Origin of the sequence: Pseudomonas fragi (genome assembly GCF_002269505.1) — a bacterium.
Classification (GTDB): domain Bacteria; phylum Pseudomonadota; class Gammaproteobacteria; order Pseudomonadales; family Pseudomonadaceae; genus Aquipseudomonas; species Aquipseudomonas fragi_D.
Map to the genome: position 1 here is coordinate 1 of NZ_NQKQ01000038.1, position 23,241 is coordinate 23,241.

The window sequence follows — 23,241 nt, forward strand, 5'->3', positions numbered from 1 at the left end:
ATCAGCTGTCACCGGTAGAGTTTGAAAAGCGTTACGCAGCGAGCCTGGAGAGTGTCTAGGAAACCCGGGGCGATTCAACTAGGAAGTCATACGGTTATAGATTTGAAAATGGGAGCGTAATTCCCATTAGTCAGGCATACAAGCTATTCAAGGAAGATGTGGTTAGGCATTTAGAATCTCACAAGCATCATCTTAGTTTTGATATTGCTGGATATTTTAATAGTATTTATCATCATGATTTATCTAACTGGTTTGCTTCGTCTAATAAAGTCGATGAGGTTGATCAGATTGGATTCGGGAAGTTTATGAGGGAGATCAATTCGGGACGAAGTGTGGACTTTTTACCTCATGGTTCTTATCCCTCTAAAATGATAGGTAGTGAATTCTTAAAGTTTACAGAGCAGCATGGGCAACTTAAGAGTTCGGTTGTTCTCAGGTTTATGGATGATTATCATTTGTTTGATGATAGTGAAGATAATATTAAAGTGGATTTTGTTGTCATACAAAAGCTTCTTGGGGCTAAGGGGCTCAATGTAAATCCGATGAAAACACGTAAAAGTGTTAATGATGTTGAGATAAGAGCTTCTGAAATTAGACAGGAATTGTCTGAGATTGTAGCTGTGGAGGTTGGGGGTGGGTTCTTTGGGTCGGGCCATGACGAACCAGAATATGAGGAGATAGAGATTGTGCGCGACTTATCTCCGGAGCAAATTATGTTGCTGTTAGACTTGCTTAAAGAAAATGCAATAGATGACCATGATGCGGAGTTTATATTAAATGTGCTTCGGATGCATTCTACTAATTTTTCCGAATATATCCCTATACTTTTAGAACGTTTTTCAAGTCTATCTAAAAGCATGTATTCGTCGCTGGGGTACCATGGTGACTTGAGTTCTGATGATAAAAATCAGCTGTCTCAAGTTGTTGACGATTTTTTAAATAAAAATGTCTATGTCTCTGAGTTTCAGTTGTTCTGGCTAGCAACTATTGCAGAGGAGTATCTCTCTGGGACTAGGCTTTATGGTTCTATTTTGAATCGAATATACACGCTTAGTGGTAATAGTATTATCTCAAGAGCCAAAGTGTTAGAAATTCCAGAGCAGAATTATGGAATGAAAGAACTGCGTGATGAACATTTGAAAAATGGTAGTTCAACTTGGCTTTCCTGGGCTTCTGCCTTCGGCACTAGAACGTTAAAAAAGGTAGAGCGTAATTACGGGTTGGATTATTTTTCAAAGTGCTCTCCGCTTAATGGTTTAATCGCGGGATGTGTAAAGGATATTGATTAGGTGTAATGTTGTTGTAGGATTTTATGATAGATGTGAGTGCGGTCATGTCGGGGGGTGTTGCAAGTGGTCAGGGTGTCTAAATTATTCTGCATGCGGCTAGGTATTGAATAGGGGATTTGTGGTGATGGGAAAGAGGGACCTTGAGGAATATGTCCTAGGCTTGGCAAAGCCATTGTTACTCAGTTTGTATGGCGACTATGAGATTGATTTCACGCAGGTTGATAGGCCCGATGCAGCAATATCTGTAAGTCGGCCACATAAGCGTTTTGGTCGAGATCGAAATCCAATTAAAGTTGGTGTGGAGATAACGACTGTGGATAGCAAGGGAGCGCTAGCATATTTGAATGATGAAAAATTTGGATGTGATTTGGTTTCTGCTCAAATAGATAACTCTTTAAGTTATGGCGTTGATAGTGATAGGCCCACTAAAAAAATTGGCGTCAAAGTGGGAGAGTCTTATATTTACGATGGAGCCAAAAGCAAAGCGAATAAATACTCGGATTATGCTTCGGCTGGAAATTTTGGGGAGGTAATACTTCTTTGCTTCAGTGACTTTGTTTGTGTGGACTCAACTTTATTTAAAGAAAAATTGTCTCAGTGGACAAATTTCCACATGAGCGTAAATCGCTTTCCTTTTGATAAAGTTTTGTTTGTCAGCCTTGGAAGTCGAAAGGCAGTGAAGGTTTATGATAAACGTAATCGCTTAAGTGTACGCCCTGTACCTTATGGTAGTGAAGATACATTATTAAGAGTGGAGGGGCCTTTCATGCGAACTAATGTAACCTATCAGTTGGACAAAATAATTTCTAATCAGCCGTTGATTGCTCCGAAATCTAATGGTAAATCTAAGCGCTAAAAATAGTTTTTGGGTTTTGGTTTATTCCGGAATAAACGACCCGACCACCTTCCCACAAATCTGCGTCTCTTCCGTAATATCAATGATTGGATATTGCGGGTTGATTGGTCGCAGATAAACCCTTCCTGCATCCGAGTCCAGCACCTTGAAGGTCACTTCATTGGTACGCGGTACCCGCGCGACTACGCGATCACCATTATTGGTCTGTGCCTCTGGATCAACAAAGATGATGCAGCCAGTGGGATAGCTTCTACCTGGCCCCGGGTTGGTCATTGAGTCACCCAAAACCTTTAGCGCATAGCCGCTTTGGCTGATAGGGACGGGGCAGGAGATCCAGGCGTCTGAGTCGTAGGGTTCAAAATTACAGATGGCTTCACACCATGCCCCGGCCTGTACCCACGATATAAGGGGGACCTTGCCGAAGCGTTCAAGCATGCCAGTGACGTTGCTTCCATCGCCTACTTTGAGCTGTTGAACAACGCTCTCAGCCGTCTGTTCTTTAGGCAGAACCCCGTATTCCAGCCATTCACGGCGCACTTTCAGCCAGTCGCACAGGGCAACCATGCTGTCGGCCTCAGCCATAGCTTCGCCATTCAGCCATTTGCTGATGGCCTGGGTGGTTTTGTGAACCCCCACGCTTTTCAGGCGCTTGTGAATGTCCACACCACGTCCACGGCTGCGGATGCCGGCGTCGTCGAGTGCTTGGTGCAGGCGCGAGCTGAACTCTGCGCGTAATTCTTGCTTATCAACCATAGGTTGAGAGTCTCACAAAGCTTGCGCAATAGTCAGTTGATGTTTAATATCAACTGCGAGTTGATAAGTGGAGCCTGTAATGCTGAATCCCGCGGATTTTCCGAATGCCATTGCGTTCGCGTTTGAAGCTGTCGGTGGTATCGGTGCCGCAGCCAGGGTGTGTGAACGTAGCTACCAGGCGCTGAATAAATGGCGTCTGGCGGCGTGTTTGCCCCGGACTGATTACACGGGTGAGACCCGTTATGCCGAGCTTCTGGCAACAGCGGCACAGAAAAACGGCCACTCGTTTGAGGCTGCATGGTTGCTTGAAGCATCCTCGCCCCATAAGGCTGCAGCATAGTTTAGAAAGAAAAAAGGCGACCCAAAAGGCCGCCCAGTTCCTCCCGGCACACACCACCACAGTGTCGCCGGGTCGCGGTCAAGGTAGGCGGGCACACCACATGCAATTCCGCCTCCCTTAACCGCGCTTTCCAAGGCTCGGAAGCTTTGGGTTGCTGCCTTCTCCACCACAGATCTGGCAGCTGTTGCGCCAGAGGTGAGCGACGGATCGCTTGCCTCGGCACGGTGCCGGTTTTGGTCTTGCGGACCTGGCCGGCTTTTGGGCCCTTTCAAGCCGCGCGGCAAATGTACCACCACAGCACGCCGCGCGGCACTGGCAACATTCAGGATTAATGCCATGAGCCGTATTGCTCTTAGTTGCACCCAGCGAGCGCGTCGGGAAATTCTGCCGCTCGAATTGGCGCTTTATCACGCTGCCAGGGACTACCCGGGCGGCGCTGCTGCGATAGCCGCCACCACCGGCCGTAACCCCACCACGCTGCAGCACAAGCTGTCTCCCACCCATCCAAGCCACGCGGTGAATGTTCAAGAGTTTGCCGAGATCCTGGAGCTGACCAAAGACCGCCGAATCCTTGATTCGGTGCACGCATTGGTGGGCGACACGATTTGGCAGGAACTGGCTGAGGTTTACACCGACGATATGCCGGAGACGTTGACCATCGGCCTTGCCGGGTACTTTCGCCAGGTCGCGGATCTGGCGGATACCTGGGCCAAGAGTATTGGTGACGGGATCGTCGACGACAGCGAGCTGGCCGAGATCCGCCTGCAGGTGTTTCGCGGCATTCAGGGGCTGCTTGGGTTGTTCAACCGAGCGGCTTATGTCAACTCGACTACGCGGGGTGCCGACCGTGGCTGATGACGTGGATTTTGCTAATGACCTGGTGCAGGAACGCATCGACCGGGCATTGGCTGCGCGCAAAGCGCAGCCGGTGTTTGAGTCTTATGAACTCTGTGAGGACTGCGACACGGCCATTCCTTTGGCTCGTCGCTTGGCGGTCACCAGCTGCACGCGTTGTGCAGGGTGCCAGCAACTGAACGAAGAAATAGGTACCCGTTATGCTCGATGACGTACTCGGTCAATTCGCTGACCACGGCCTTGAGCCTGCGCAACCCCTCACGTTCGGCAAGCTGACCCGCTGCAAGACCACCCAGGACAAGGGCAAAGAGAAAAATGGCTGGTATGTGATCCATGAACACCGCACCGAGAAAAACGAGACGCTGATTTTCGGCAGCTTCGGTGACTGGCGTTCCGGCGACAGCAATAAGATCAAGGTCAAGGCCGGGCGCATGAGTCAGGAAGAGCGCGATGTGATGCGCGCTCGCCAGGAGGAAGGCAAGCGCCGCGCTGCTGAGATTGCCGCGAATGCTGCCCGCCGTGCTGCCAATCGTGCATCCGGTCTGTTTAAGCGTATGCCGGAGAAGGGGCGTAGTGCTTATCTGGAGCGCAAGCAGATTGTCGGTATAGGCGTGCGTTATGCGCCTCGCTCTGGCGCAGTGCTGATCCCGATGAGCAACGCTCGGGATCAGATCGTCGGGCTGCAGGTGATCTATCCCGAAAAACAGCCAGATACCGGACGCGACAAGTCCTATTGGCCCTATGGCATGTCCAAAGAGGGCACCTTTCACCTGATTGGACCGCACCCTGAGCCGGGTGAACCGGTACTGGTATGCGAGGGATACGCTACTGGCGCAAGCCTGCATATGGCCACCTCGCTGACGGTGGCCATTGCCTTTGACGCGGGTAATTTGAGCGTAGTGGCCAAGGCTATGCGCGAGCGTTTCCCGGGCCGCGCCTTGATCGTGTGCCGCGACGATGACTGGAAAACCAAACGCCCCAACGGTGAGCCCTGGAACCCAGGCGAAGAGAAGGGCAGCAATGCCGCATTGATTGTCGGTGGCCAAGTGGTTGGTCCGGTGTTCTCGGGCGAGCGCGAGATCAAGGGGACCGACTTTAACGACCTGCATTGCGCCGAAGGGTTGGATGCTGTCCGCCGCCAGGTGTTGTCGGTGGTCAGACCGCCGGCTGCAGGTGGCTGGAAAGACCAGCTGGCACGCACCGAAAACGGCTCGTTGATCGCGCATATGCAAAACATCGAACTGATCTTGGGCAACGATGAGCGCTGGGCTGGTGTTATCAGCTTTAGCGCCTTCAGCTCCAAGATCGTCAAATTGCGCACGCCTCCTTATGGCGGCGGTACTGGGGATTGGGGTGATATCGATGACATACGCGTTATGAAGTGGCTAGCTCAGCAATACAACCTGCGCGTCAAAGTCTCCAGCGTGATCGAAGCGGTCAGCGTTGTGGCTCACGACAACTCCTTTCATCCGGTACGCAACTACCTGAACAAGCTTGAATGGGATCGCGTGCCGCGCCTCGATACCTGGCTCAACACCGTGATGGGTGTGACCCAAAGCGGCTACAGCGCCAAGGTCGGCAAGCGCTGGATGATATCGGCGGTCGCACGGGTAATGCGCCCGGGCTGCAAGGCTGACTCGGTAATGATCCTTGAAGGCGGGCAGGGCGAAGGTAAGTCCACGGCTTTGAGCATCCTTGGCGGAGACTGGTTTATGGATACGCCGTTTGCCCTGGGTGACAAGGACGGCTTTCAGGCCATCCGTGGTAAATGGATCATCGAGCTGGGGGAGCTGGACAGCTTCAACAAGGCTGAGAGTACCAAGGCCAAGCAATTTTTCTCGGCATCCACCGACACTTACCGCGAGAGCTACGGCCGCAGAACAAATGACGTGCCACGCCAGTGTGTTTTCGTGGGTACCACCAACCAGGACGAATACCTCAAGGATGCCACGGGCAACCGTCGTTATTGGCCGGTGGCCTGTACTCGGGTCGATCTGGAGCAATTGCGCGAGATTCGCGACCAGCTCTGGGCCGAGGCGATGTTCTGTTATGAGGCAGGCGAGATCTGGTGGGTCAATCGCGACGAAACCGCGATGTTCTCCGAAGCCCAAGACGAGCGCTTTGTGGTGGATGAGTGGGAAGGCCCGATCCTGAACTGGCTGGAAGAGTCACAGATCGGCGAAACCACCAGCGGCAGCGAAGTGTTGGCTAGCGCGCTCAAGCTCGACTTTGGCCACTGGGGCAAGCCCGAGCAAATGCGTGTCGGGGCGATCATGCATCGGCTTGGATGGCGTCGGGTGCGTCTGCCAGCCCTGGCTAAAAGCGGACAGCGGCCCTGGGCGTACAAGAAGCCGGACAGCTGGGGCAGTCACTCAGCCTTGCAGGTGGAGAAAATCGAGGAGCCTTGTTTTGATTAAGCGCATCGACACTCTGCTCAAGCTCTGGGCTGAGGATCTGCACAGCGAAGCATCCGAAGGCACTGGTAGCGGCAACATGATTGCCATGCTGATGGAAACCAAGGGGGAGCTGATTCGTGGTACGCGGGGCAGTCGGGTGCTGCTTGATGAGTCTGCAGACGTTGAGCTGATCGTCAATAAACACCTGCCACCGCTGCTTTCGCTGGTGGTGCGCGAGCACTACTGCAATCACGACAGCTTCCTGTTGCAGAAGTACAGCCACTGTGGCTGCAGCCGTGACACCTATTACCAACGTCTGCATGAGGCGCATCTGTGCATTGCTGGCTTGCTGATGGGGAAGGCTGCGTGATCCCCGGCACCACTCCAACCATCGTCCTTGTCTTGGCCCACCGCGTCCCACTGCTTTGCAAGGCAGTGGGTCACGCGCAGGCTGCGCCGTTACTGGGCTGTCCCACAGTCCCACCTGTAAATGCCCCTCGCCCATGTGAGCGCAGCGGGCAGCAATACGCGCGTTTCACGCGCATGCGTGTTCTTAATAATCTTTCTATATACGAGGAAAAAGTAAAAGAAGTAGGACAGTGGGGCATAGCCTTTGATTTAGGCACTCTCCTTTGTCCCACCTTGATCCTGAGCAGTGGGGCAAGGCAGACAGCCGCCAAAAGCGTTAGCCGGGGTGATGTATTGGCCGACATTCCCCGGGCGTTCTGCTGCCTAACCCACTTATTCGCCGGTGGCATTAAAACCCGCTTGCTGCCACCGGAATCCACCTGTAAAAAGTAGTCATCTTCGATAGGTGCGACCGCAGAGAGCGGCAGGCACCACCACACTGAACCCGGCCATTGCGCCGGGTTTTTGCGTTTAGGGGCAGGCAATGACAACCGAGCAACAAGCGTTAGCGGATATGCCGATCTGGCTGGTGATTGCACTGTCCTTGGTCGGTGGGGTGTCGGGCGAGATGTGGCGAGCAGACAAGGACGGCGCCCGGGGCTGGTCGCTGGTACGGCGTCTGGCCTTGCGCTCTGGTGCCTGCGTCGGTTGCGGCTTGTCCACCATGATGCTGCTGCATGCCAACGGCTTTTCGATCTGGGCGGCATCGGCGGTGGGCTGCCTCACGGCCATGGCCGGGGCGGATGTTGCCATCGGCCTTTACGAACGTTGGGCCGCCAAGCGTCTCGGGGTTTGTGAAATCCCACCCCGTTCCGACAAGTCTGAATAACCCTCGGCCCTCAAAACCTGCCGGGGACCCTGGGGAATTTCAGGGGGTACGGGGCAGGAAACCCGCGGGAAAGCGTTAGCCGCAGGGTTGTCAGCTTATTGAAATTCAATCCATTGAAATTGAAAGGCTTGCATTGAAAAGCCGTTGAAAAGGAGGGCTTGTGACAGACCCCATCTTTCTGTCGAAGAGCGCCTTTGCGGCCCATATTGGCAAGGCGCCGAGCTACATCACCTGGCTCAGAAAGAACAACCGGCTGGTGCTGTCGGCGGATGAGAAACAGGTCAACGTCGACGCAACCATCGCCCTGATCCGCGAAACAGCCGACCCCACCAAAGCCGCCGTCGCGGCCCGGCATCAAGAGGGGCGTGTGCTGCGCGACGTGACCAGCCAGTTGTCCCCGCTGGTCGAATCCACGCCGAACATGGCTGCGCCGCAGCCCGCCATCGGTCCGGCTGGCAAGCAACCCGACTTCCAAAAAGCCCGTGCCCACCGCGAGTACTACCTGGCGCAACTGGCCGAGGCTGAATTCCACAAGGTCCAGGGCTCACAAGTCGAGCTGGACGCGGTTAAAACCGGCGCCTTCAACGCGGGTCGCCTGCTGCGCGATCAGTTGCTGAGCATGCCGCCGCAACTGGCGCCCGAGCTGGCAGCCATGACCGACCCCTGGGAAATCGAACGCCGTCTGACCGATGCCATACGCGCCTCGCTGGAAGATGCCGAGCGCATGTCTTCGGCTGACCTTATTCACGCCCTCAACAACAAGAGCTAACCCATGCACACGGAAACCCCGAACGGTGCAGAGGTGTACCGCGAGGCGTATTTCCGTGGGCTACGGCCTGACCCGTCGCTGTGGGTCGACCAATGGGCCGACGAGTACATGCGCATCCCGCGTGACACCGGCGCCGCCGAGCCTGGCCAGTACCACACCTCGCGTACACCCTATGCCCGCGAGCCCATGCGCTGCCTGTCACCGGCTCACCCTTGCAAGCGCGTGGTCACGATGGTGGCCTCGCAACTGATGAAAACCCAGATCGCGCTGAACTGGATCGGCGGCCTGATCCATATGGTGCCGTCCAATATCCTGACCTTGCTGCCCAGCCTCAGCCTGGCCAAGCGCGTGTCGTCACGGATCAGCAAGACCATCAAGGCCACACCCGTGCTGCGCGAGCGTGTGGCGGCTAACCGTTCCCGTGACGGCCGTAACACCATGGACACCAAAGAATTCGAAGGCGGCTCGCTGTACGTCACCACAGCCGGCTCTGCGGCCAACCTGGCCGAGCTGTCGGCGCGTTATGTGTACGGAGATGAGATCGACCGCTGGGAAGTCGATATCGGTGATGAGGGCGACCCCATCGAACTGGCCGAAACCCGGGGCAGTACCTTTGGCCGCAATGCCAAGTTTTACTTCTCCAGTTCACCGACGATCAAGGGCGCCTCGCGTATCGCTGATCTGTTCGAGACCAGCGACCAGCGTTACTACTACGTCCCATGCCCGCACTGCGGCCATATGCAGATTTTGGAATGGGAAAACCTGCATTACTCGGCCGATTACAACGTGGTGCATTACCAGTGCGCCGGGCCGGATTGCGACGTGCTGATCGAGGAGCACCACAAGGGCCAGATGCTCGCCCGGGGCGAATGGCGCTCCCACGCTCAGGGCGACGGCGAAACCATCGGCTTTCACCTCAACGCCCTGTATTCACCGCTTGGCTGGATGGACTGGCGTTCGCTGGCCAAGCAATTTGAAAAGGCCAAGAGGGCGCAAAACCGGGGCGACCTGGAGCCTATGCAGGTGTTCTACAACACCCGTCTGGCCAAGGTCTGGGACAGCGCCCAGGAGCAAACCAAAGCGGAAGTCCTGCTCAAGCGTGCGCGTCTTGAGCCCTATGGCCTCGGCACAATGGTGCACCGCGTACTGATGCTGACCGCGTCGGTGGACGTGCAGGCCAACCGCCTGGAACTGATGGTGATGGGCTGGGGCGTCGGCATGGAACGCTGGGTGATCGACTTCCAGATTATCTGGGGCGACCCGGCGGACGAACGTACCTGGGCCGTGCTCGATGAAAAGCTCAAGGTGCGTTACCCGCATCCTTGTGGTGTCGGGCTCGGCATTCTGGCCACTGCCGTCGACTCCGGCGGTCACCACACGGACGAGGTATACCAGTTCTGCCGCGTGCGCCGCTGGCGCAATATCTTCGCCATCAAGGGCGCGAGCAAACCGGGTAAACCGGTGATCGCGCAACGTCCGTCTATGGTCGACGTCACCTGGAAAGGCCAGACCGAACGCAACGGCGCTGAGCTGTGGTTTGTGGGTACCGACACCGCTAAGGACTGGATTTACAACCGCTATCCGTTTGAAGACGGGCCGGGTGCCTTGCACTTTGCCAACGACCTGCCCGACGAGTTCTTCGACCAGTGCGTGGCTGAGCGCAAGGTGGCGCGGTATGTGCGTGGACACAAACGTATTGAGTGGGTGAAGGGCAAAGCCGAGCGCAACGAAGCGCTCGACCTGATGGTGTACAACCTGGCGATGGCGCACTACCTGGGCCTGAACCGCTACAAGGAACACGACTGGGAGCGCATCCGCCAAGCCCTGGCCCAGGCCGGTTTGTTCGATGAAAAGCCCGCCCGGGCCGAGCGTCTTGCACTTCCAGCGGCAGCACCCGCGTCACAACCCGTTGAAACGTCCCCACCCGAAGTAACCCCGGCCGCACCACCGCAGCCGGTCGCACGACCCCCTCAACGTCGCAGCTCCAGCAGCGGCTACCTCAAGAGACGCTGATTATGTCCTTTACCCAAAAGCACCTCGACGCGGTTGAGTCGGCCATCGCGCGTGGAGAGAAAACCGTGCGCTACGCCGACCGCACCGTGGAGTACCGCACGGTGGATGAGCTGCTCAAGGCCCGCGACCAGATCCGCACATCACTGGTCGCGGCGGCTGGCCCGCGCTCAAAAGTGGTCAGGCTTTATCACGCAGGCAAGGGACTCTAATGGCACGCCAATACCCGACGCTGACCCGCAACGGCTTCTTGCTGCCGGAGCGGATCAAAGCCAGTTACGAGGGGGCCGGAGAGGGCAGGCGTTCGGCCAGTTGGGACGCGCCCGATATCGGCATCAACAGCATCAATACCCCGGCCTTGCGCAACCTGCGCGCCCGTTCGCGGGCGGCAGTGCGTAATGACCCCTACGCCTTTAACGTCATCGACAAGCGCGTCAGCAACCTGATCGGCACCGGCATCACCCCGCGACCCAAGATCGAGGACGATGCCCTGCGCAAGTTGCAGCAAGACTTGTGGGACGACTGGGTCGATGAATCGGACGCCGATGGCCTGACCGACTTCTACGGCCAGCAGGCCTTGATTGCCCGCACCGTGGAAACCGCCGGCGAGTGCTTTGTGCGCCTGCGGCCACGCAGCCTGGACGAAAATCTGGCGGTGCCGCTGCAGCTCCAGGTACTGGCCCCCGAGTTTGTGCCCCATGACAAATTCGAATCCGCCAAAAACGGCAACAGCATCCGCGCCGGGATCGAGTTCAACCCGGCACACCAGCGGGTTGCCTACTGGATGTACCGGGTGCATCCCCGCGATGCCTCGTCGCTGAACGCCGGTTACAACCAACTGGTACGGGTACCCGCCGAGCAGGTGCTGCATATCTTTGAGCCGGTCGAACCTGGCCAGTTGCGCGGCGTGCCGCGTTTGGCCCCGGTGCTCAAGCGGCTGCGCAGCCTGGACAACTACGACGACGCAGTGCTGTTTCGCCAGGAGGTGGCCAACCTGTTTGCCGGGTTTATCAGCCGACCGTCCCCCGAAGCCTCACAGCAACCCCGCGATCCAGTCACCGGCCAGCTGCTGAGCGAAGACCGCGACGGCTTTACCCCGATGGTCGCCCTGGAGCCCGGCACCATGCAGGAATTGGGGCCTGGCGAGGAGGTGGAGTTTTCCAAACCGCCCGACGCGGGCAACAACTACCCCGACTTTATGCGCCAACAATTGATGGCTGCTGCGGCCGGTACCGGCACACCTTACGAGATCCTCAGCGGCGATATGCGCGAGGTCAACGACCGGGCGCTGCGCGTTGTGCTCAACGAATTCCGCCGTCGCCTGGAACAACTGCAATTTGGCGTGTACGTCCACCAACTGTGCCGGCCGGTACGTGCAGCTTGGATGGATATGGCGGTGTTGGCCGGTCGCCTGACACTGACTGACTACGCACAGCGTCGCCGCGAATACTTGCGCACTCGCTGGGTACCGCAAGGCTGGGCCTATATCCAGCCGGTGCAGGATATTCAGGCGCGAATGATGGAGGTCAACGCCGGCTTTAGCTCCCGCAGCGAAATGGTCCTGCGTACAGGCTATGACGCCGAAACCGTCGACACTGAAAACGCCGCCGACCAAGCCCGCGCCCGTGACCTGGGCCTCAACTACAAAACGCTCGTCGACGTGCCAGAAGAGCCTGCCGACAAGGAGAAACCATGAACAGGCTACGCATTTTCAACAAGGCCGGTGACCCGCCGGCGCCGCAAAACAAGCACTGGTACAGCCTCAAGGCCAGCGGCGAGGCCGAGGCCCGCAGCATTGAGGTCTACGTTTACGGCGAAATCGGCACCTGGGGCATCACCGCCAACCAGTTTGTTCGCGACCTGGCGGCGATGGATGACGGCGTATCGCCCATTGTGGTGGCGTTTAACAGCATCGGCGGTGACCTGTTCGACGGCCTGGCCATTCACAACGCGCTGTCGCGCCTTGGCGAACGTTGCACCGGCCGGGTGGATGCCCTGGCGGCCAGCGCGGCCAGTGTCGCCGTGTGTGGCGCGCACAAGGTGGTGATCGCGTCCAATGCCATGCTGATGATCCACAACCCGTGGACCTACGCCTCCGGTGATGCCGAGGACTTGCGCAAGGTCGCCACGGCGCTGGATCAGGCAATGGAGGCCATCATCGCCGCCTATAAATCCAAGGCGCCGGATATTGACGAGGTGGAGCTGAGGCGCCTGGTCAATGCCGAAACCTGGCTCACGGCCAGCGAAGCGGTGGCCCTGGGCTTGGCTGACGAAGTGGGCGAGGGTCTGACGGTCAAAGCCTGCGTGGGACAGGGCAGTGTGCTGCAGCGTTTCCAGCATGCACCGCAGGCCTTGCTGGCCCAGTTGGAGGAATCACCCGAGCCAACCCCGGAGCCGATTGCCCCCGAGCCTGTAAAACCACCCGTTGTCGACTCGGCCAAGCTGGCCTTGCTGATCACCCAAAGCTGCAACACGGCCGGGATCAGCAACCTGATCGACTCGCTGATCAGCACGACCAATCTGGTCGATGAGGCCACGGTCAACGCCGCGATCACCAGCGCCAAGGCCGTGCGCGATCTGTGCGTGGCGGCACGCTTGCCGGAGTTCACTCAGGAGTTTGTCGCCGCCGGGCTGAATGCTGAAGCGGTGCGCAGTCGTCTGTTTGACAAGCTGGTCAGCGGCGGCGGTTTTGAAATCGACAACAGCCTGCCGATCAACGATGACCCGGCGCCGAAAACCCAGGCCAAACAGCCTGACAGCAACGCCATTTACGCGGCCCGTCGCGCCGCCCAGACAGGGGTAAAAGCATGAGCATCCGACAAGAACCCATCCACGCGGGCGAGTTTTTGCTGTCCGAAGGCGCCGGCAATATCTCCCGCGAAGCCATTAACGTGGCCGCTGGTTCGGCGCTCAACCCCGGTCAGGTACTGGGGCTGGTGACCGCCTCGGGCGAGTTCGCCCCCTATGTGCCTACCGCCGAAGATGGCAGCCAGACTGCTGTGGCCATCCTCTACGGCCCTTTGGGCGAGTCCGACATCGTGCGCCGTGGCCGCGCTGTGGTGCGCCTGGCCGAAGTCAGCGAGGCGCATCTGACCGGGCTTGATCCTGAGGCCGAAAAATCCCTGGCTGAACATTTTGTGATCGTGCGCTAAGCCCACGGCCCCTTTATTGCACCCCGCCATTGAGCGGGGTTATTACTTTCTGGAGAGTCCCCAATGGCCGATATCGCCATCTTTGACGACGAAGCGTTTTCTGTTTCGTCGCTGACCGCTGCCATCAACGAACAGCAATACCTTCCTGGGCGCCTGAGCAGCCTTGGCCTGTTTCGGGAAGAGGGCATCACCACCCTGACCGTGCAGATCGAAAAGGACGGCGACACCCTGGCCCTGGTGCCAGCCGGTGAGCGCGGTACTTCGGGGCTGGTGGTTGGAGCCAGCAAGCGTGTGTTGATTCCGTTTAACACCGTGCATCTGCCGCAGCGCTTCACCATCAAGGCCGATGAGATCCAGGGCATTCGCGCCTTCGGCACTCGTAGCGAATTGCAGGCCGTGCAGGATGTGGTCAATGCGCGCTTGCTCAAGGCGCGTCGTCAGTTGGACGTGACCCACGAGTTTCAGCGGGCTGGCGCCTTGAACGGTCAGATTCTCGATGCGGACGGCACAACGGTGCTGCTCGATCTGTACAAAAGCTTTGGCGTTGAACGGCAAACAATGTCCATGGGCTTGACCAAGGAAGGCACCGACTTCCGTGTTAACTGCGGTATTGCATTGGACCTTCAAGAAGAAGCGTTGGGCAGTGTCACCAGCACGGGCGCGCGGGCGTTCTGTGGCAAGAACTTCTGGAACCGGGTTATGGGCCTTCAGGAAATCAAGGACACCTACCTCAGTTCGGCACAAGCCGCCGCTCTGCGGGGTGATGCCCGTGAAAGCTTTGAATATGGCGGCATTGTCTGGGAACGCTATCGCGGCAAGGTCGCCAGTGTTGCCTTTGTCCACGACGACAAGGCCCTGCTGGTCCCCGAAGGCGTCCCCGACCTGTATATCTCGGCCTTCGCCCCGGCCGACTATATGGAAACGGTCAACACCCAAGGCATTCCGTACTACAGCAAAATCGAGCCCATGCCCTTCAACAAAGGCATGGCCGGCGAAGCCCAATCCAACCCGCTGCATATCTGTACCCGCCCTCGCGCGCAGATCCTGCTGGAGCTGTAACCGTGGGCATTCGCAACCTGGTGGCCGATATCGACAGCGTGATTTTCGACGTGCTGGGCGATACCGGCCGCATCGAAGGTCGCGCCGAGCCGGTGCTGGGGATGTTCTCGGCACCCTGGAAACAGCCGCAGATCGGGCGCCTCAATACCGGCCTGCGTGAGCCGCATTTTGTGGTGCGGGTCGCGGACTCGGATGGCCTGGAGAAAGGGCTGCTGGTCACCATCGAACTGCCCGAGCTGGACGGCGGTGGCGACTATGACCTGCTGCAGCTGGAGCCCAGTGGCGACGGTCTGGTATCGCTGATCTTGAGGAAACGCCCATGAATATCGGCAGTTTCAGTGAGGTAAAAAAAGGCAGCGGGACGCTGAATATTCAGGTTTCGTCTGACGACATGAAAGCGTTTGCGGACTTGGCCATCCTGATTCCCAAAGCGGCAGCCAACGCCCAGCGACGAGCGATCAACAAAACCCTGGGTTGGCTGCGCACCCATATTGCGCGGGCCGTTGGGCGTCAGGAAAAGATCCTGGTCAAGGCGGTGCGGCAGCGTTTGCGCAGCTACCCGGTCGACGGCGGCACGATGCGCGGCAAGCTCTGGTTTGGCATCAACCCGCTAGAAGCCAGCCGGGCAGGGCGCGCACGCCAGACCAAGGCGGGCGTGTCGGTGGCGGGCAGGCGCTATAGAGGTGCTTTCTACAAAAAGGTCTACGGCAATCAGGCCGAAGTGTGGATTCGTACTGCCAGTAAACACTTCGATGCGGCTCAGTATCCCGATAGCAAAGTCACTTCACAGACCGGGCCCAGCTCAGGCTTTGTCGGAGAGAACAGCGATCGCTTCCCTTTGGCCAAAGCCAAAATTTCACTGGAGGCAGTGCGACCACACTTTGAAGCCTGGAGCCGAAAAGCTGACGAGCGCCTCATGCAGATCCTTAAACAAGAGATTAACTTCGAACTGCAAAAATATTTGAAGGGGACACGCCGTGTGTGAGCAACCGTTTAGCCTCGACGTGCTCTATCAGGCCATCGAACAGCAGCTTCAGCAGCACTTGCCGGGTGTGCAAACGGTCAGCTTCTGGCCTGATATTCAAAATCATATTCCGCTCCCCGCCGTGTTTCTCGACATTGGTGAGATAGAGCCCGGTCAGGAAACGGGTAGCGGCCAAACCGCCCTGACTATCACCTTCGAAGCACGGCTGGTTGTAGATGTGCTGTGCGCCGATCATTACCGGCAGGCGGTACAACTGGCCACGCAACTGGCCGTATTGTTGCGCGCCCAGTACTGGGGCTTGCCGGTGCAGCCCGCGCAATTACAGCGTTCTGCCCAGGACTGGACCCGCCCGGAACTGGACGGTTACATCGTATGGCTGGTCGAGTGGACACAGGGGATCTACCTCGGCGAGGAGGCATGGCCGTGGCCGGATCAGCCGCCCGGCTCGTTGCTGGTCAGTATCAACCGTGAGGACTACGTCGCTGTTGAGGACCTCTAATGAGCTACGCCAGTGCTGAACACGACCGCATGATCGCGGCCATGTTGATTCCTTGTTACGTGGTTGCCGTGGACTTGGCCGCATCGCCCCCGGCCTGCCGTGTATCCACCGGCCACTGGACCAGCGCCTGGGTGCGCTGGCATAGCGTGGCAGCGGGCAAGGCGCGGCATTGGCGCTCGCCCAGCCTTGGCGAGCAGGGGGTGTTGTTTAACCCCAGCGGTCAGGCGGGCATGGGCACCTTTGTCCCGGGCCTGTACGGCGACGCCGGGCCACCCCCGGACAACCGCGACCACGTTGAAGTGTGGCGCTTCGATGACGGCGGCTCGCTGGTCTACGACTGGCAGGCCAAAAGCTACACCATCACCGTGCCCAGCGGCACCGTGATCATTGCGGTCGGCGGGACTTCGGCCGTGGTCACTGACAGCGCCGTGACTGTCACGGCGGGTGCCATTGACCTGATCGGGCCGGTCAGTATTGACGGCACCTTGAGCGTGACAGGCGACATTACCGGCCTCGGCAAAATCATCGACACCGGCGGCAACACCCCGAACCACAAGCATTAATCGATCACTTTCAATCAACCTGCCGCGTGCGGGTATTTTTTGGCCTGGAGTAAACCCCCATGAGCAAAACACCTGACGACAAACTCACTGACTCCACCGCGCCGGTTCTACAAAAAACGGGCGCGGTGACAAGCCCGGTCCGTACCTTCCGCGACAAGGTCTACACCTCGCGCACTTTGATTTTGCCAAACGGCGCCACATTGCCCGTCGCTAAAGGCCTTGTCGGCGCATTCGGTGACGACCAGTTCCACTACCTCAGCACCCACCCGGACTTTGAGCCCCTCACGGAGTAACCCCCGATGATCGGAATGGATCGCCACACCGGCGCGAGCCTTTCCGGCGTCGAGCACTTGCGCCAATCCATCGCCGACATCCTCACCACGCCGCTGGGCAGTCGGCGCATGCGCCCGGCCTATGGCTGCCAACTGCGCCGCTTTGTCGATATGCCGGTAACGGCCGGTTGGAAAAGCTCGGTGCAGGCCGAAGTCGCCCATGCGCTCAACCTCTGGGAACCGCGTTTCAAGCTGCAGGCGGTGCGGGTCACGGCGGTACTGAATGGCGTGATCAGCTTTGAGCTGAAAGGCGTGTACCTGGGCGACAGCGTAGCAATGGAGGTTAGCGCATGAGTACCGTGGATCTGTCGGCCCTGCCGCCACCGGAAGTGCTGGAAACGCTGGACTTCGAAGACGTCTATCAAGATGAACTGGCTGTGTTCCGGGCCTATATGGGCGACAACTGGAACGCGGCGCTGGAGAGCGATCCGGTGGTCAAGCTGCTGGAACTGGGCGCCTATCGTCGGTTGCAAACCCGGGCCCGCATCAATGACGCGGCCAAGTCGCTGTTGCTGGCCTACGCCCAGCGCACTGACCTCGATCACCTTGCCGCCAATGTGCGGCTAAAACGCTTGGTGATTCAGGAAGCGGACACCCAAAGCGTGCCGCCGGTGCCGCAGGTGATGGAGCTGGACGACGCGCTACGCGAACGCATCCAGCTGGTGTACGAAGGGCTGACCACGGCCGGGCCGCGTAACAGCTACATCCTGCATGCGCGCAACGCCTCGGCGCTGGTGGCCGATGCCCAGGCCGAGAGCCCGAGCCCGGCCCATGTGGTGGTCACGGTGTTGCATCTGGAGGGCAGTGGCGTGGCAGACCAGCCGTTACTGGATCGGGTGTTGCACCACCTGAGTGACGAGAATCTGCGGCCCGTGGGCGACCGGCTCACGGTGCAAAGCGCCGAGGTGCTGGAATACCGGATTGACGCGGTACTGCATATGGCCGGAACCGGCTCGGAAAACGAAGCGATTCTGGCCGAAGCCATCCGCCGCCTGCAGGCGTGGATCAACCCGCGTCGGCGCTTGGGGGTTGAGGTGTCGCGCTCGGCGATTGACGCCCAGTTGCATATCACCGGCGTCAGCCGCGTCGACTTACCGGGCTGGCAGGACATCCCCCGGGCCAAGCATCAAGCGGCCTACTGCACCGGGTTCAAGGTGACCCAAGGCGGTAGCGCATGAGCCTGCTACCGCTCAACAGCAGCCAGTTGGAACGCGGCATCGAACAGGCGATTGATGATGTGCCAACCACTCATATTCGCACCTTGTACAACGCCCAAACCTGCCCGGCGCATTTGCTGCACCAGTTGGCCTGGGCCTGGTCGGTGGATCGCTGGGACAACCAATGGACCGAGCAGGTCAAGCGCAGGGCCATTGCGGCGACGTTCTACATACATGCCCACAAGGGCACCATCGGCGCTTTGCGCCGGGTAGTGGAGCCGCTGGGCTACCTGCTGGACGTGATCGAGTGGTGGCAGACCGTGCCGCTGGGCGTGCCTGGCACCTTTGCGCTCAAGGTCGGGGTGCTGGACACCGGGATTACCGAGCAAATGTATCAGGAACTGCTCGCCCTGATCGATGACGCCAAGCCCCTCAGTCGCACCTTGACCGAGCTGGTGATTAGCCTCGAAAGCACCGGCCACCTCAACCTCTATTCCTGCCTGTACGAGGGCGAGGTGATCGACGTGTATCCGCCTGCGCTGCGCGACATCGAGGTCACGGGCCACTTCGGTCCGGTCGGCCGGGAACATCAAATCGAAACCCTGGACGTGTACCCATGATTGATCAAAACAGCCAGTTTATGGCCATCCTCACCGCCGTGGGGGAGGCCAAGCAAGCCAACGCCGATGCCCTGGGCGTGCCCTGGACATTCGCGCAAATGGGTGTGGGCGATGCCGGTGGCGCTGATCCGCTCCCTGATAGGGCCCAGACCAGGCTGATGAACGAGCGCCGCCGGGCGCCGCTGAATCAGGTCAAGATCGACCCGCAAAACAGCAACGTGATCATTGCCGAACAGGTGATCCCGGAAAACGTCGGCGGCTGGTGGATTCGTGAAATCGGCCTGTATGACGCGGACGGTGATCTGGTGGCGGTGGCTAACTGCGCGCCGAGCTTCAAGCCCTTGCTCGCCCAGGGCAGCGGTAAAACCCAAGTGGTGCGGATGAATTTTATCGTCACCAGCGCCGCCAACGTAGTGCTGAAAATCGACCCCTCGGTGGTGTTGGCCACCCGGCAATACGTCGATGACAGCATCGAAGCGGCAGTCAATCAGCTTGATATAAAACAGTCGGTCTTGGTGGCGACCACTGGCCCGGTAGTGCTGGCCGGAGTCAAAACCGTTGACGGCATTGCGGTGCCGCTGGGCTCGCGGGTGCTGGTCAAAAATCAGGCCCTTGGCAAAGATAACGGCCTGTACCTGACTGCCGATGTATGGAAACGCACAGCGGATGCAGACACCAGCGCCAAGGTGACATCAGGCCTGACCGTCCATGTCGAACAAGGGGCAACCAACGGCGACACGGTATGGCATTTGATCACTGACAGCCCCATCGTCCTGGGCACGACAGCGCTGACGTTCCAATGGGCCGCAGGGCAAAACGCGCCGACACAAGCCGTTGACGACCGCTCGCGCAAGGTGGCCAACACCGAGTCAGTGCGTACGCAGATTGAAAGCCCGAATCAGGTCTTTGCGGCCCATGTGTACCGCAAAAATCGGCTGATCAATGGCAACTTCGATATCTGGCAACGTGGCGCAGCGGGTCGGGTTGGCAATGCGTCCGGGCCGGCGCAGTCGCTGTACGGGCCAGACCGCTGGCTGGTGTATTTGCCGGCCAATTCAACGGCTACCTGGGAGCGGATCGCTTTCGAACCCGGCGCTGGATTCAATGAGGGGCGTTATGGCTTAAGGGTTTCGCGCTCAGGCAGCAACGACGGAATGAACATCACCCAACGGATTGAAGGGGTAGAGACCTGCTCGGGTCAGCGCGTCACTGTTTCGTTCTATATGCGCTCGTCAATCAACCACACATGCGTCGTGAGAACACGCCAATACTTCGGGACCGGTGGCAGTGATCAAAGCCAGGGGGCGGACGCGCTGGTATCAGTCACCACTGCGTTTAAAAGGTACGTTGTCACGTTAGACATCCCATCGATAACGGGGAAAAAAACAACGCATAACGATGCATTCCTTGAACTGATTTTTGGCAGCTTGGGCAAGGGCGCCTACAGCCTTGATCTGGCGTCTGTTCAGGTCGAAAGTGGCGTTATTGCCACTGACTTTGAGCTTCGGCCACTGGCTTATGAGCTGATCCTTTGCCAGCGATATTATGAAAAAACATTCTCGCAAGATGTCGAACCCCACAACGGCAGCGGCATTGCCGGCTCATTGATTTGTATTGTCTATTCCGGCCAAGTGGGTTCGAGCAGCCAGCCCGTCGGGCACTGGGCATTCAGGGTAGAAAAAAGGGCAACGGCGAGCATACGGCTGTATAGCCCTATGGGCTCCGGGCCAGACGGCCAATGGCGTTCGGGTAGCAACCTGGTTTCAAGCGCAAACGCCCAGGCTCTGATTGTTGGCACACGACAGGCATCCATTGATAACGGTGACGTAGGGATTGCCCCTCAAACCTATTACATCCATGCAACGGCAGATGCTGAACTTTAGGAGCCATCATGAGTTATCGACTGACTGAAAACCCGGATACCGTTATTCAGTTGTCTGACGGCGCGACAGTTCCCCGTGGGCATCGGTTCTGGGCTGAATATGAACAATGGAAAAACGCCGGCGGCATTCCTGAACCGGCCCCTGTGCTGGATACGGCTGTTTCAGAACGAGCCTGGCGCGACCTTGAAATTGATCGGGTCAAATGGTTGCGGGAAAGGCACCGCGACGAGGTGGATTCAGCCCGCCCGACCACGTTGACCGTCAAGCAATCCGGCGAGTTGCTGGACTATGTGCAAGCGTTGCGGGACTGGCCGTCAGCTGCGCAATTTCCTGCTGCGGAAGCCCGGCCGCAGTGCCCGGCCTGGATCGACCCGTAAACCTGCTAACACCTGATCCTCGATTGACCCCCACAAGCCTCGCCCTGCGGGGCTTTGTCGTTTCTGGAGAATGACTTTATGAGCACCACCAGCCGTTTTCACGGCGTCACCGTCGCGCTGGTCGATACCGGGGCGCGCACCATTGCGCTGCCGTCCACCTCGATCATCGGCCTGTGTGACACCTTCACCGTCAGCCCGGCGGCATCGGCCAAACCCAACGACCTGGTACTGCTGACCAGCGAGCGTGAAGCCATCGCCGCATTTGGCGAAGACGCGGCCATCACCCGCGCCGCCAAGGCCGTGTTTATCCGCGCCAAGGCCGTGATCGTTGCCTGTGGCGTCGCCAAGCTGGAAGACCCGGCGCTGCAAACCTCGGCCATTATCGGCGGGGTATTGGCCTCGGGTCAGCGTACCGGCCTGCAAGTGCTGCTCGACGGCAAAAGCCGCTTCAACGCCCAGCCGCGGCTGCTGATCGCGCCCAAACATTCCGCCACCCAGGCCGTGGCCACGGCGATGGATGCCCTAGCCGGCAAACTGCGGGCCATTGCCATTGTTGACGGCCCCAACACCACTGACGAAGCCGCGCTGGCCTATGCCAATCAATTTGGCAGCAAGCGCGTGTATATGGTCGACCCGGGTGTGCAGCAGTGGGACACCGTGACCAGCAAGACCATTGACGCCCCAGCCTCGGCCTTTGCGGCGGGCCTGTTCGCCTGGACCGACACCGAGTACGGCTTCTGGGCCTCGCCGTCGAACAAGGAGCTGGTGGGCATCACCGGCACTACACGCCCGATCGAGTTTCTTGACGGTGACGAAACCTGCCGCGCCAACCTGCTCAACAACGCCAATATCAGCACCATCATCCGCGATGGCGGCTACCGCTTGTGGGGCAACCGCACCTTGTCGGCCGATGCCAAGTGGTCGTTTGTGACCCGCGTGCGCACCCTCGACATCGTGATGGACGCGATTCTGGCGGGGCACAAATGGGCAGTCGACCGCTCGATCACCAAAACCTATGTCAAGGACGTGACGGACGGTCTCGACGCGTTTATGCGCGACCTGAAGAACCTGGGCGCGGTGATCAACTTCGAAGTGTTTGCCGACCCCGTGCTCAACACGGCCAGCCAGCTGGAGCAGGGCAAGGTGTACTGGAACATTCGTTTCACCGACGTGCCGCCTGCCGAGAACCCTATTTTCCGTGTGGAAGTCACCAACCAATGGTTGACCGAAGGGCTGGAAACCGCCGCCTAAGGAGGCCGCTTAATGATTCCTCAAGTGCTGTTCGACACCAATCTGTTTATGGGCGGGGTCAGTTTTGCCGGCGATGTGCCGTCTGTGACCCTGCCCAAGCTCACCGTCAAAACCGACTCGTTCCGGGGCGGCGGCATGGGCGGCGAAATCGAGATGGACATGGGCCTGGAGAAACTGGAAGCCAGTTTCGTCACCACCGGCGTGCGCCGTGAGTCGCTGAAATACTTCGGCCTGGCCGACCAGACCCGCTGCAACCCGGTGTTTCGCGGTGCATTCAAAGGCCTCGGGGGCAAGGTCACCCCGGTGATCGCCACGATGCGCGGCATGCTCAAAGAGGTCGACATGGGCGACTGGAAACCCGGCGACAAGGCCGAGAACAAGTTCGCCATGGCGCTCCAATACTACAAGTTGGAAATCGATGGCCGCGTGATGTACGAAATCGACATGGTCAATTGCGTGCGCGTGATTGATGGCGTCGACCAAATGACCGATGTACGCATCGCCCTGGGCCTCTAAAGGAATAACCCCATGACCTCGTTAATTGAAAAGAAAACCCCCGCCTGGCTCAACCTGAGCGACGAAGGCGTCACCGTGACCCTGCGTTACCCGACTGCGCTGAACAGCGTTAAAACCGACAAGATCACCTTGCGTGCCCCGACGGTGCGCGATGTGCGCACCGCTCAGGCCACCTTTGGCAACGATGCTGAAAAGCGTGAAATGCAACTGTTTGCCAGCCTGGCCGAGGTCGGCGTCACTGACCTGGAAGACCTGAAGCTGCTGGATTATCAGCGGATACAGGACGGCTATTTTCGTCTGGTCAACGAAGACGAACTGTAACCCCGCGACCTTGAAATACCT

General features: G+C 58.5%; 29 protein-coding genes. 28 read left to right on the plus strand and 1 reads right to left on the minus strand.

The window, feature by feature from the left end:
* The first annotated feature begins 158 nt into the window (after positions 1–158).
* Positions 159–1,289: a reverse transcriptase domain-containing protein gene (locus CJU81_RS22475; protein WP_176464898.1), complete on the plus strand. Its 1,131-nt coding sequence runs from the start codon at positions 159–161 to the stop codon at positions 1,287–1,289.
* Positions 1,290–1,449: 160 nt separating this feature from the next.
* Positions 1,450–2,145, plus strand: coding sequence for a hypothetical protein (locus CJU81_RS23920; protein ID WP_141232626.1), 696 nt, complete (start codon positions 1,450–1,452; stop codon positions 2,143–2,145).
* Between the two features lie 21 nt (positions 2,146–2,166).
* Here CJU81_RS23920 and CJU81_RS22480 read toward each other — a convergent pair whose 3' ends face one another.
* Complete coding sequence (locus CJU81_RS22480; protein WP_095038303.1) at positions 2,167–2,898, minus strand: LexA family protein; 732 nt, start codon at positions 2,896–2,898, stop codon at positions 2,167–2,169.
* Between the two features lie 79 nt (positions 2,899–2,977).
* On the opposite strand from CJU81_RS22480, the gene CJU81_RS22485 reads away from it, so the two are divergent.
* The 26 genes from CJU81_RS22485 (at position 2,978) to CJU81_RS22610 (ending at position 23,220) form a co-directional block, all read left to right on the plus strand.
* Positions 2,978–3,238: a hypothetical protein gene (locus CJU81_RS22485; protein ID WP_095038304.1), complete on the plus strand. Its 261-nt coding sequence runs from the start codon at positions 2,978–2,980 to the stop codon at positions 3,236–3,238.
* A 336-nt stretch (positions 3,239–3,574) separates the two neighbouring features.
* Complete coding sequence (locus tag CJU81_RS22490) at positions 3,575–4,093, plus strand: phage regulatory CII family protein (RefSeq protein ID WP_095038305.1); 519 nt, start codon at positions 3,575–3,577, stop codon at positions 4,091–4,093.
* Positions 4,056–4,304, plus strand: coding sequence for a TraR/DksA C4-type zinc finger protein (locus tag CJU81_RS22495; RefSeq protein WP_441007427.1), 249 nt, complete (start codon positions 4,056–4,058; stop codon positions 4,302–4,304). Before CJU81_RS22490 ends, CJU81_RS22495 begins: the two co-directional genes overlap by 38 nt.
* On the plus strand, positions 4,294–6,510 hold the full coding sequence (locus tag CJU81_RS22500; RefSeq protein ID WP_095038307.1) for a VapE domain-containing protein: 2,217 nt from the start codon (positions 4,294–4,296) through the stop codon (positions 6,508–6,510). Before CJU81_RS22495 ends, CJU81_RS22500 begins: the two co-directional genes overlap by 11 nt.
* Positions 6,503–6,859: a PA0613 family protein gene (locus CJU81_RS22505; protein WP_095038308.1), complete on the plus strand. Its 357-nt coding sequence runs from the start codon at positions 6,503–6,505 to the stop codon at positions 6,857–6,859. Before CJU81_RS22500 ends, CJU81_RS22505 begins: the two co-directional genes overlap by 8 nt.
* A 522-nt stretch (positions 6,860–7,381) precedes the next feature.
* The gene (locus CJU81_RS22510; protein WP_095038309.1) at positions 7,382–7,726 is read left to right on the plus strand and encodes a phage holin family protein; all 345 of its coding nucleotides are present in this window, start codon (positions 7,382–7,384) and stop codon (positions 7,724–7,726) included.
* Positions 7,727–7,886: 160 nt separating this feature from the next.
* Positions 7,887–8,495, plus strand: a complete 609-nt coding sequence (locus CJU81_RS22515; protein WP_095038310.1) for a terminase small subunit — start codon at positions 7,887–7,889, stop codon at positions 8,493–8,495.
* A gap of 3 nt (positions 8,496–8,498) precedes the next feature.
* Complete coding sequence (locus CJU81_RS22520; protein ID WP_095038311.1) at positions 8,499–10,508, plus strand: phage terminase large subunit family protein; 2,010 nt, start codon at positions 8,499–8,501, stop codon at positions 10,506–10,508.
* A 2-nt stretch (positions 10,509–10,510) separates the two neighbouring features.
* Entirely contained in the window at positions 10,511–10,717 is a 207-nt protein-coding gene (locus CJU81_RS22525) for a phage head-tail joining protein (RefSeq protein WP_095038312.1), read from the plus strand.
* The gene (locus CJU81_RS22530) at positions 10,717–12,201 is read left to right on the plus strand and encodes a phage portal protein (protein WP_095038313.1); all 1,485 of its coding nucleotides are present in this window, start codon (positions 10,717–10,719) and stop codon (positions 12,199–12,201) included. Before CJU81_RS22525 ends, CJU81_RS22530 begins: the two co-directional genes overlap by 1 nt.
* A complete protein-coding gene (locus CJU81_RS22535; RefSeq protein WP_095038314.1) occupies positions 12,198–13,316 on the plus strand; it encodes a head maturation protease, ClpP-related in 1,119 nt (372 codons plus the stop codon). The genes CJU81_RS22530 and CJU81_RS22535 overlap by 4 nt, the downstream gene beginning before the upstream one ends.
* Positions 13,313–13,657: a head decoration protein gene (locus CJU81_RS22540; protein ID WP_095038315.1), complete on the plus strand. Its 345-nt coding sequence runs from the start codon at positions 13,313–13,315 to the stop codon at positions 13,655–13,657. The genes CJU81_RS22535 and CJU81_RS22540 overlap by 4 nt, the downstream gene beginning before the upstream one ends.
* Before the next feature lie 63 nt (positions 13,658–13,720).
* Complete coding sequence (locus tag CJU81_RS22545) at positions 13,721–14,716, plus strand: major capsid protein (protein WP_095038316.1); 996 nt, start codon at positions 13,721–13,723, stop codon at positions 14,714–14,716.
* Between the two features lie 2 nt (positions 14,717–14,718).
* On the plus strand, positions 14,719–15,039 hold the full coding sequence (locus CJU81_RS22550) for a head-tail joining protein (protein WP_095038317.1): 321 nt from the start codon (positions 14,719–14,721) through the stop codon (positions 15,037–15,039).
* Positions 15,036–15,701: a hypothetical protein gene (locus CJU81_RS22555; protein WP_095038318.1), complete on the plus strand. Its 666-nt coding sequence runs from the start codon at positions 15,036–15,038 to the stop codon at positions 15,699–15,701. The genes CJU81_RS22550 and CJU81_RS22555 overlap by 4 nt, the downstream gene beginning before the upstream one ends.
* Positions 15,694–16,200, plus strand: coding sequence for a hypothetical protein (locus CJU81_RS22560; RefSeq protein WP_095038319.1), 507 nt, complete (start codon positions 15,694–15,696; stop codon positions 16,198–16,200). The genes CJU81_RS22555 and CJU81_RS22560 overlap by 8 nt, the downstream gene beginning before the upstream one ends.
* On the plus strand, positions 16,200–16,763 hold the full coding sequence (locus tag CJU81_RS22565; RefSeq protein ID WP_095038320.1) for a phage baseplate assembly protein V: 564 nt from the start codon (positions 16,200–16,202) through the stop codon (positions 16,761–16,763). The genes CJU81_RS22560 and CJU81_RS22565 overlap by 1 nt, the downstream gene beginning before the upstream one ends.
* A 59-nt stretch (positions 16,764–16,822) precedes the next feature.
* A complete protein-coding gene (locus tag CJU81_RS22570; protein WP_095038321.1) occupies positions 16,823–17,056 on the plus strand; it encodes a hypothetical protein in 234 nt (77 codons plus the stop codon).
* A gap of 6 nt (positions 17,057–17,062) precedes the next feature.
* Positions 17,063–17,389, plus strand: coding sequence for a GPW/gp25 family protein (locus CJU81_RS22575; RefSeq protein ID WP_095038322.1), 327 nt, complete (start codon positions 17,063–17,065; stop codon positions 17,387–17,389).
* A complete protein-coding gene (locus CJU81_RS22580; RefSeq protein ID WP_095038323.1) occupies positions 17,386–18,273 on the plus strand; it encodes a baseplate assembly protein in 888 nt (295 codons plus the stop codon). Before CJU81_RS22575 ends, CJU81_RS22580 begins: the two co-directional genes overlap by 4 nt.
* On the plus strand, positions 18,270–18,872 hold the full coding sequence (locus CJU81_RS22585) for a phage tail protein I (protein ID WP_095038324.1): 603 nt from the start codon (positions 18,270–18,272) through the stop codon (positions 18,870–18,872). Before CJU81_RS22580 ends, CJU81_RS22585 begins: the two co-directional genes overlap by 4 nt.
* Positions 18,869–20,755, plus strand: a complete 1,887-nt coding sequence (locus tag CJU81_RS22590; protein ID WP_095038325.1) for a phage tail protein — start codon at positions 18,869–18,871, stop codon at positions 20,753–20,755. Before CJU81_RS22585 ends, CJU81_RS22590 begins: the two co-directional genes overlap by 4 nt.
* Before the next feature lie 8 nt (positions 20,756–20,763).
* Positions 20,764–21,132, plus strand: a complete 369-nt coding sequence (locus tag CJU81_RS22595; RefSeq protein WP_095038326.1) for a phage tail assembly chaperone — start codon at positions 20,764–20,766, stop codon at positions 21,130–21,132.
* A 78-nt stretch (positions 21,133–21,210) separates the two neighbouring features.
* Complete coding sequence (locus CJU81_RS22600) at positions 21,211–22,383, plus strand: phage tail sheath subtilisin-like domain-containing protein (RefSeq protein ID WP_095038327.1); 1,173 nt, start codon at positions 21,211–21,213, stop codon at positions 22,381–22,383.
* A 12-nt stretch (positions 22,384–22,395) separates the two neighbouring features.
* Positions 22,396–22,899, plus strand: coding sequence for a phage major tail tube protein (locus CJU81_RS22605; protein ID WP_095038328.1), 504 nt, complete (start codon positions 22,396–22,398; stop codon positions 22,897–22,899).
* 12 nt (positions 22,900–22,911) lie between these two features.
* Complete coding sequence (locus CJU81_RS22610; protein ID WP_095038329.1) at positions 22,912–23,220, plus strand: phage tail assembly protein; 309 nt, start codon at positions 22,912–22,914, stop codon at positions 23,218–23,220.
* The last annotated feature ends 21 nt before the right edge of the window (positions 23,221–23,241 follow it).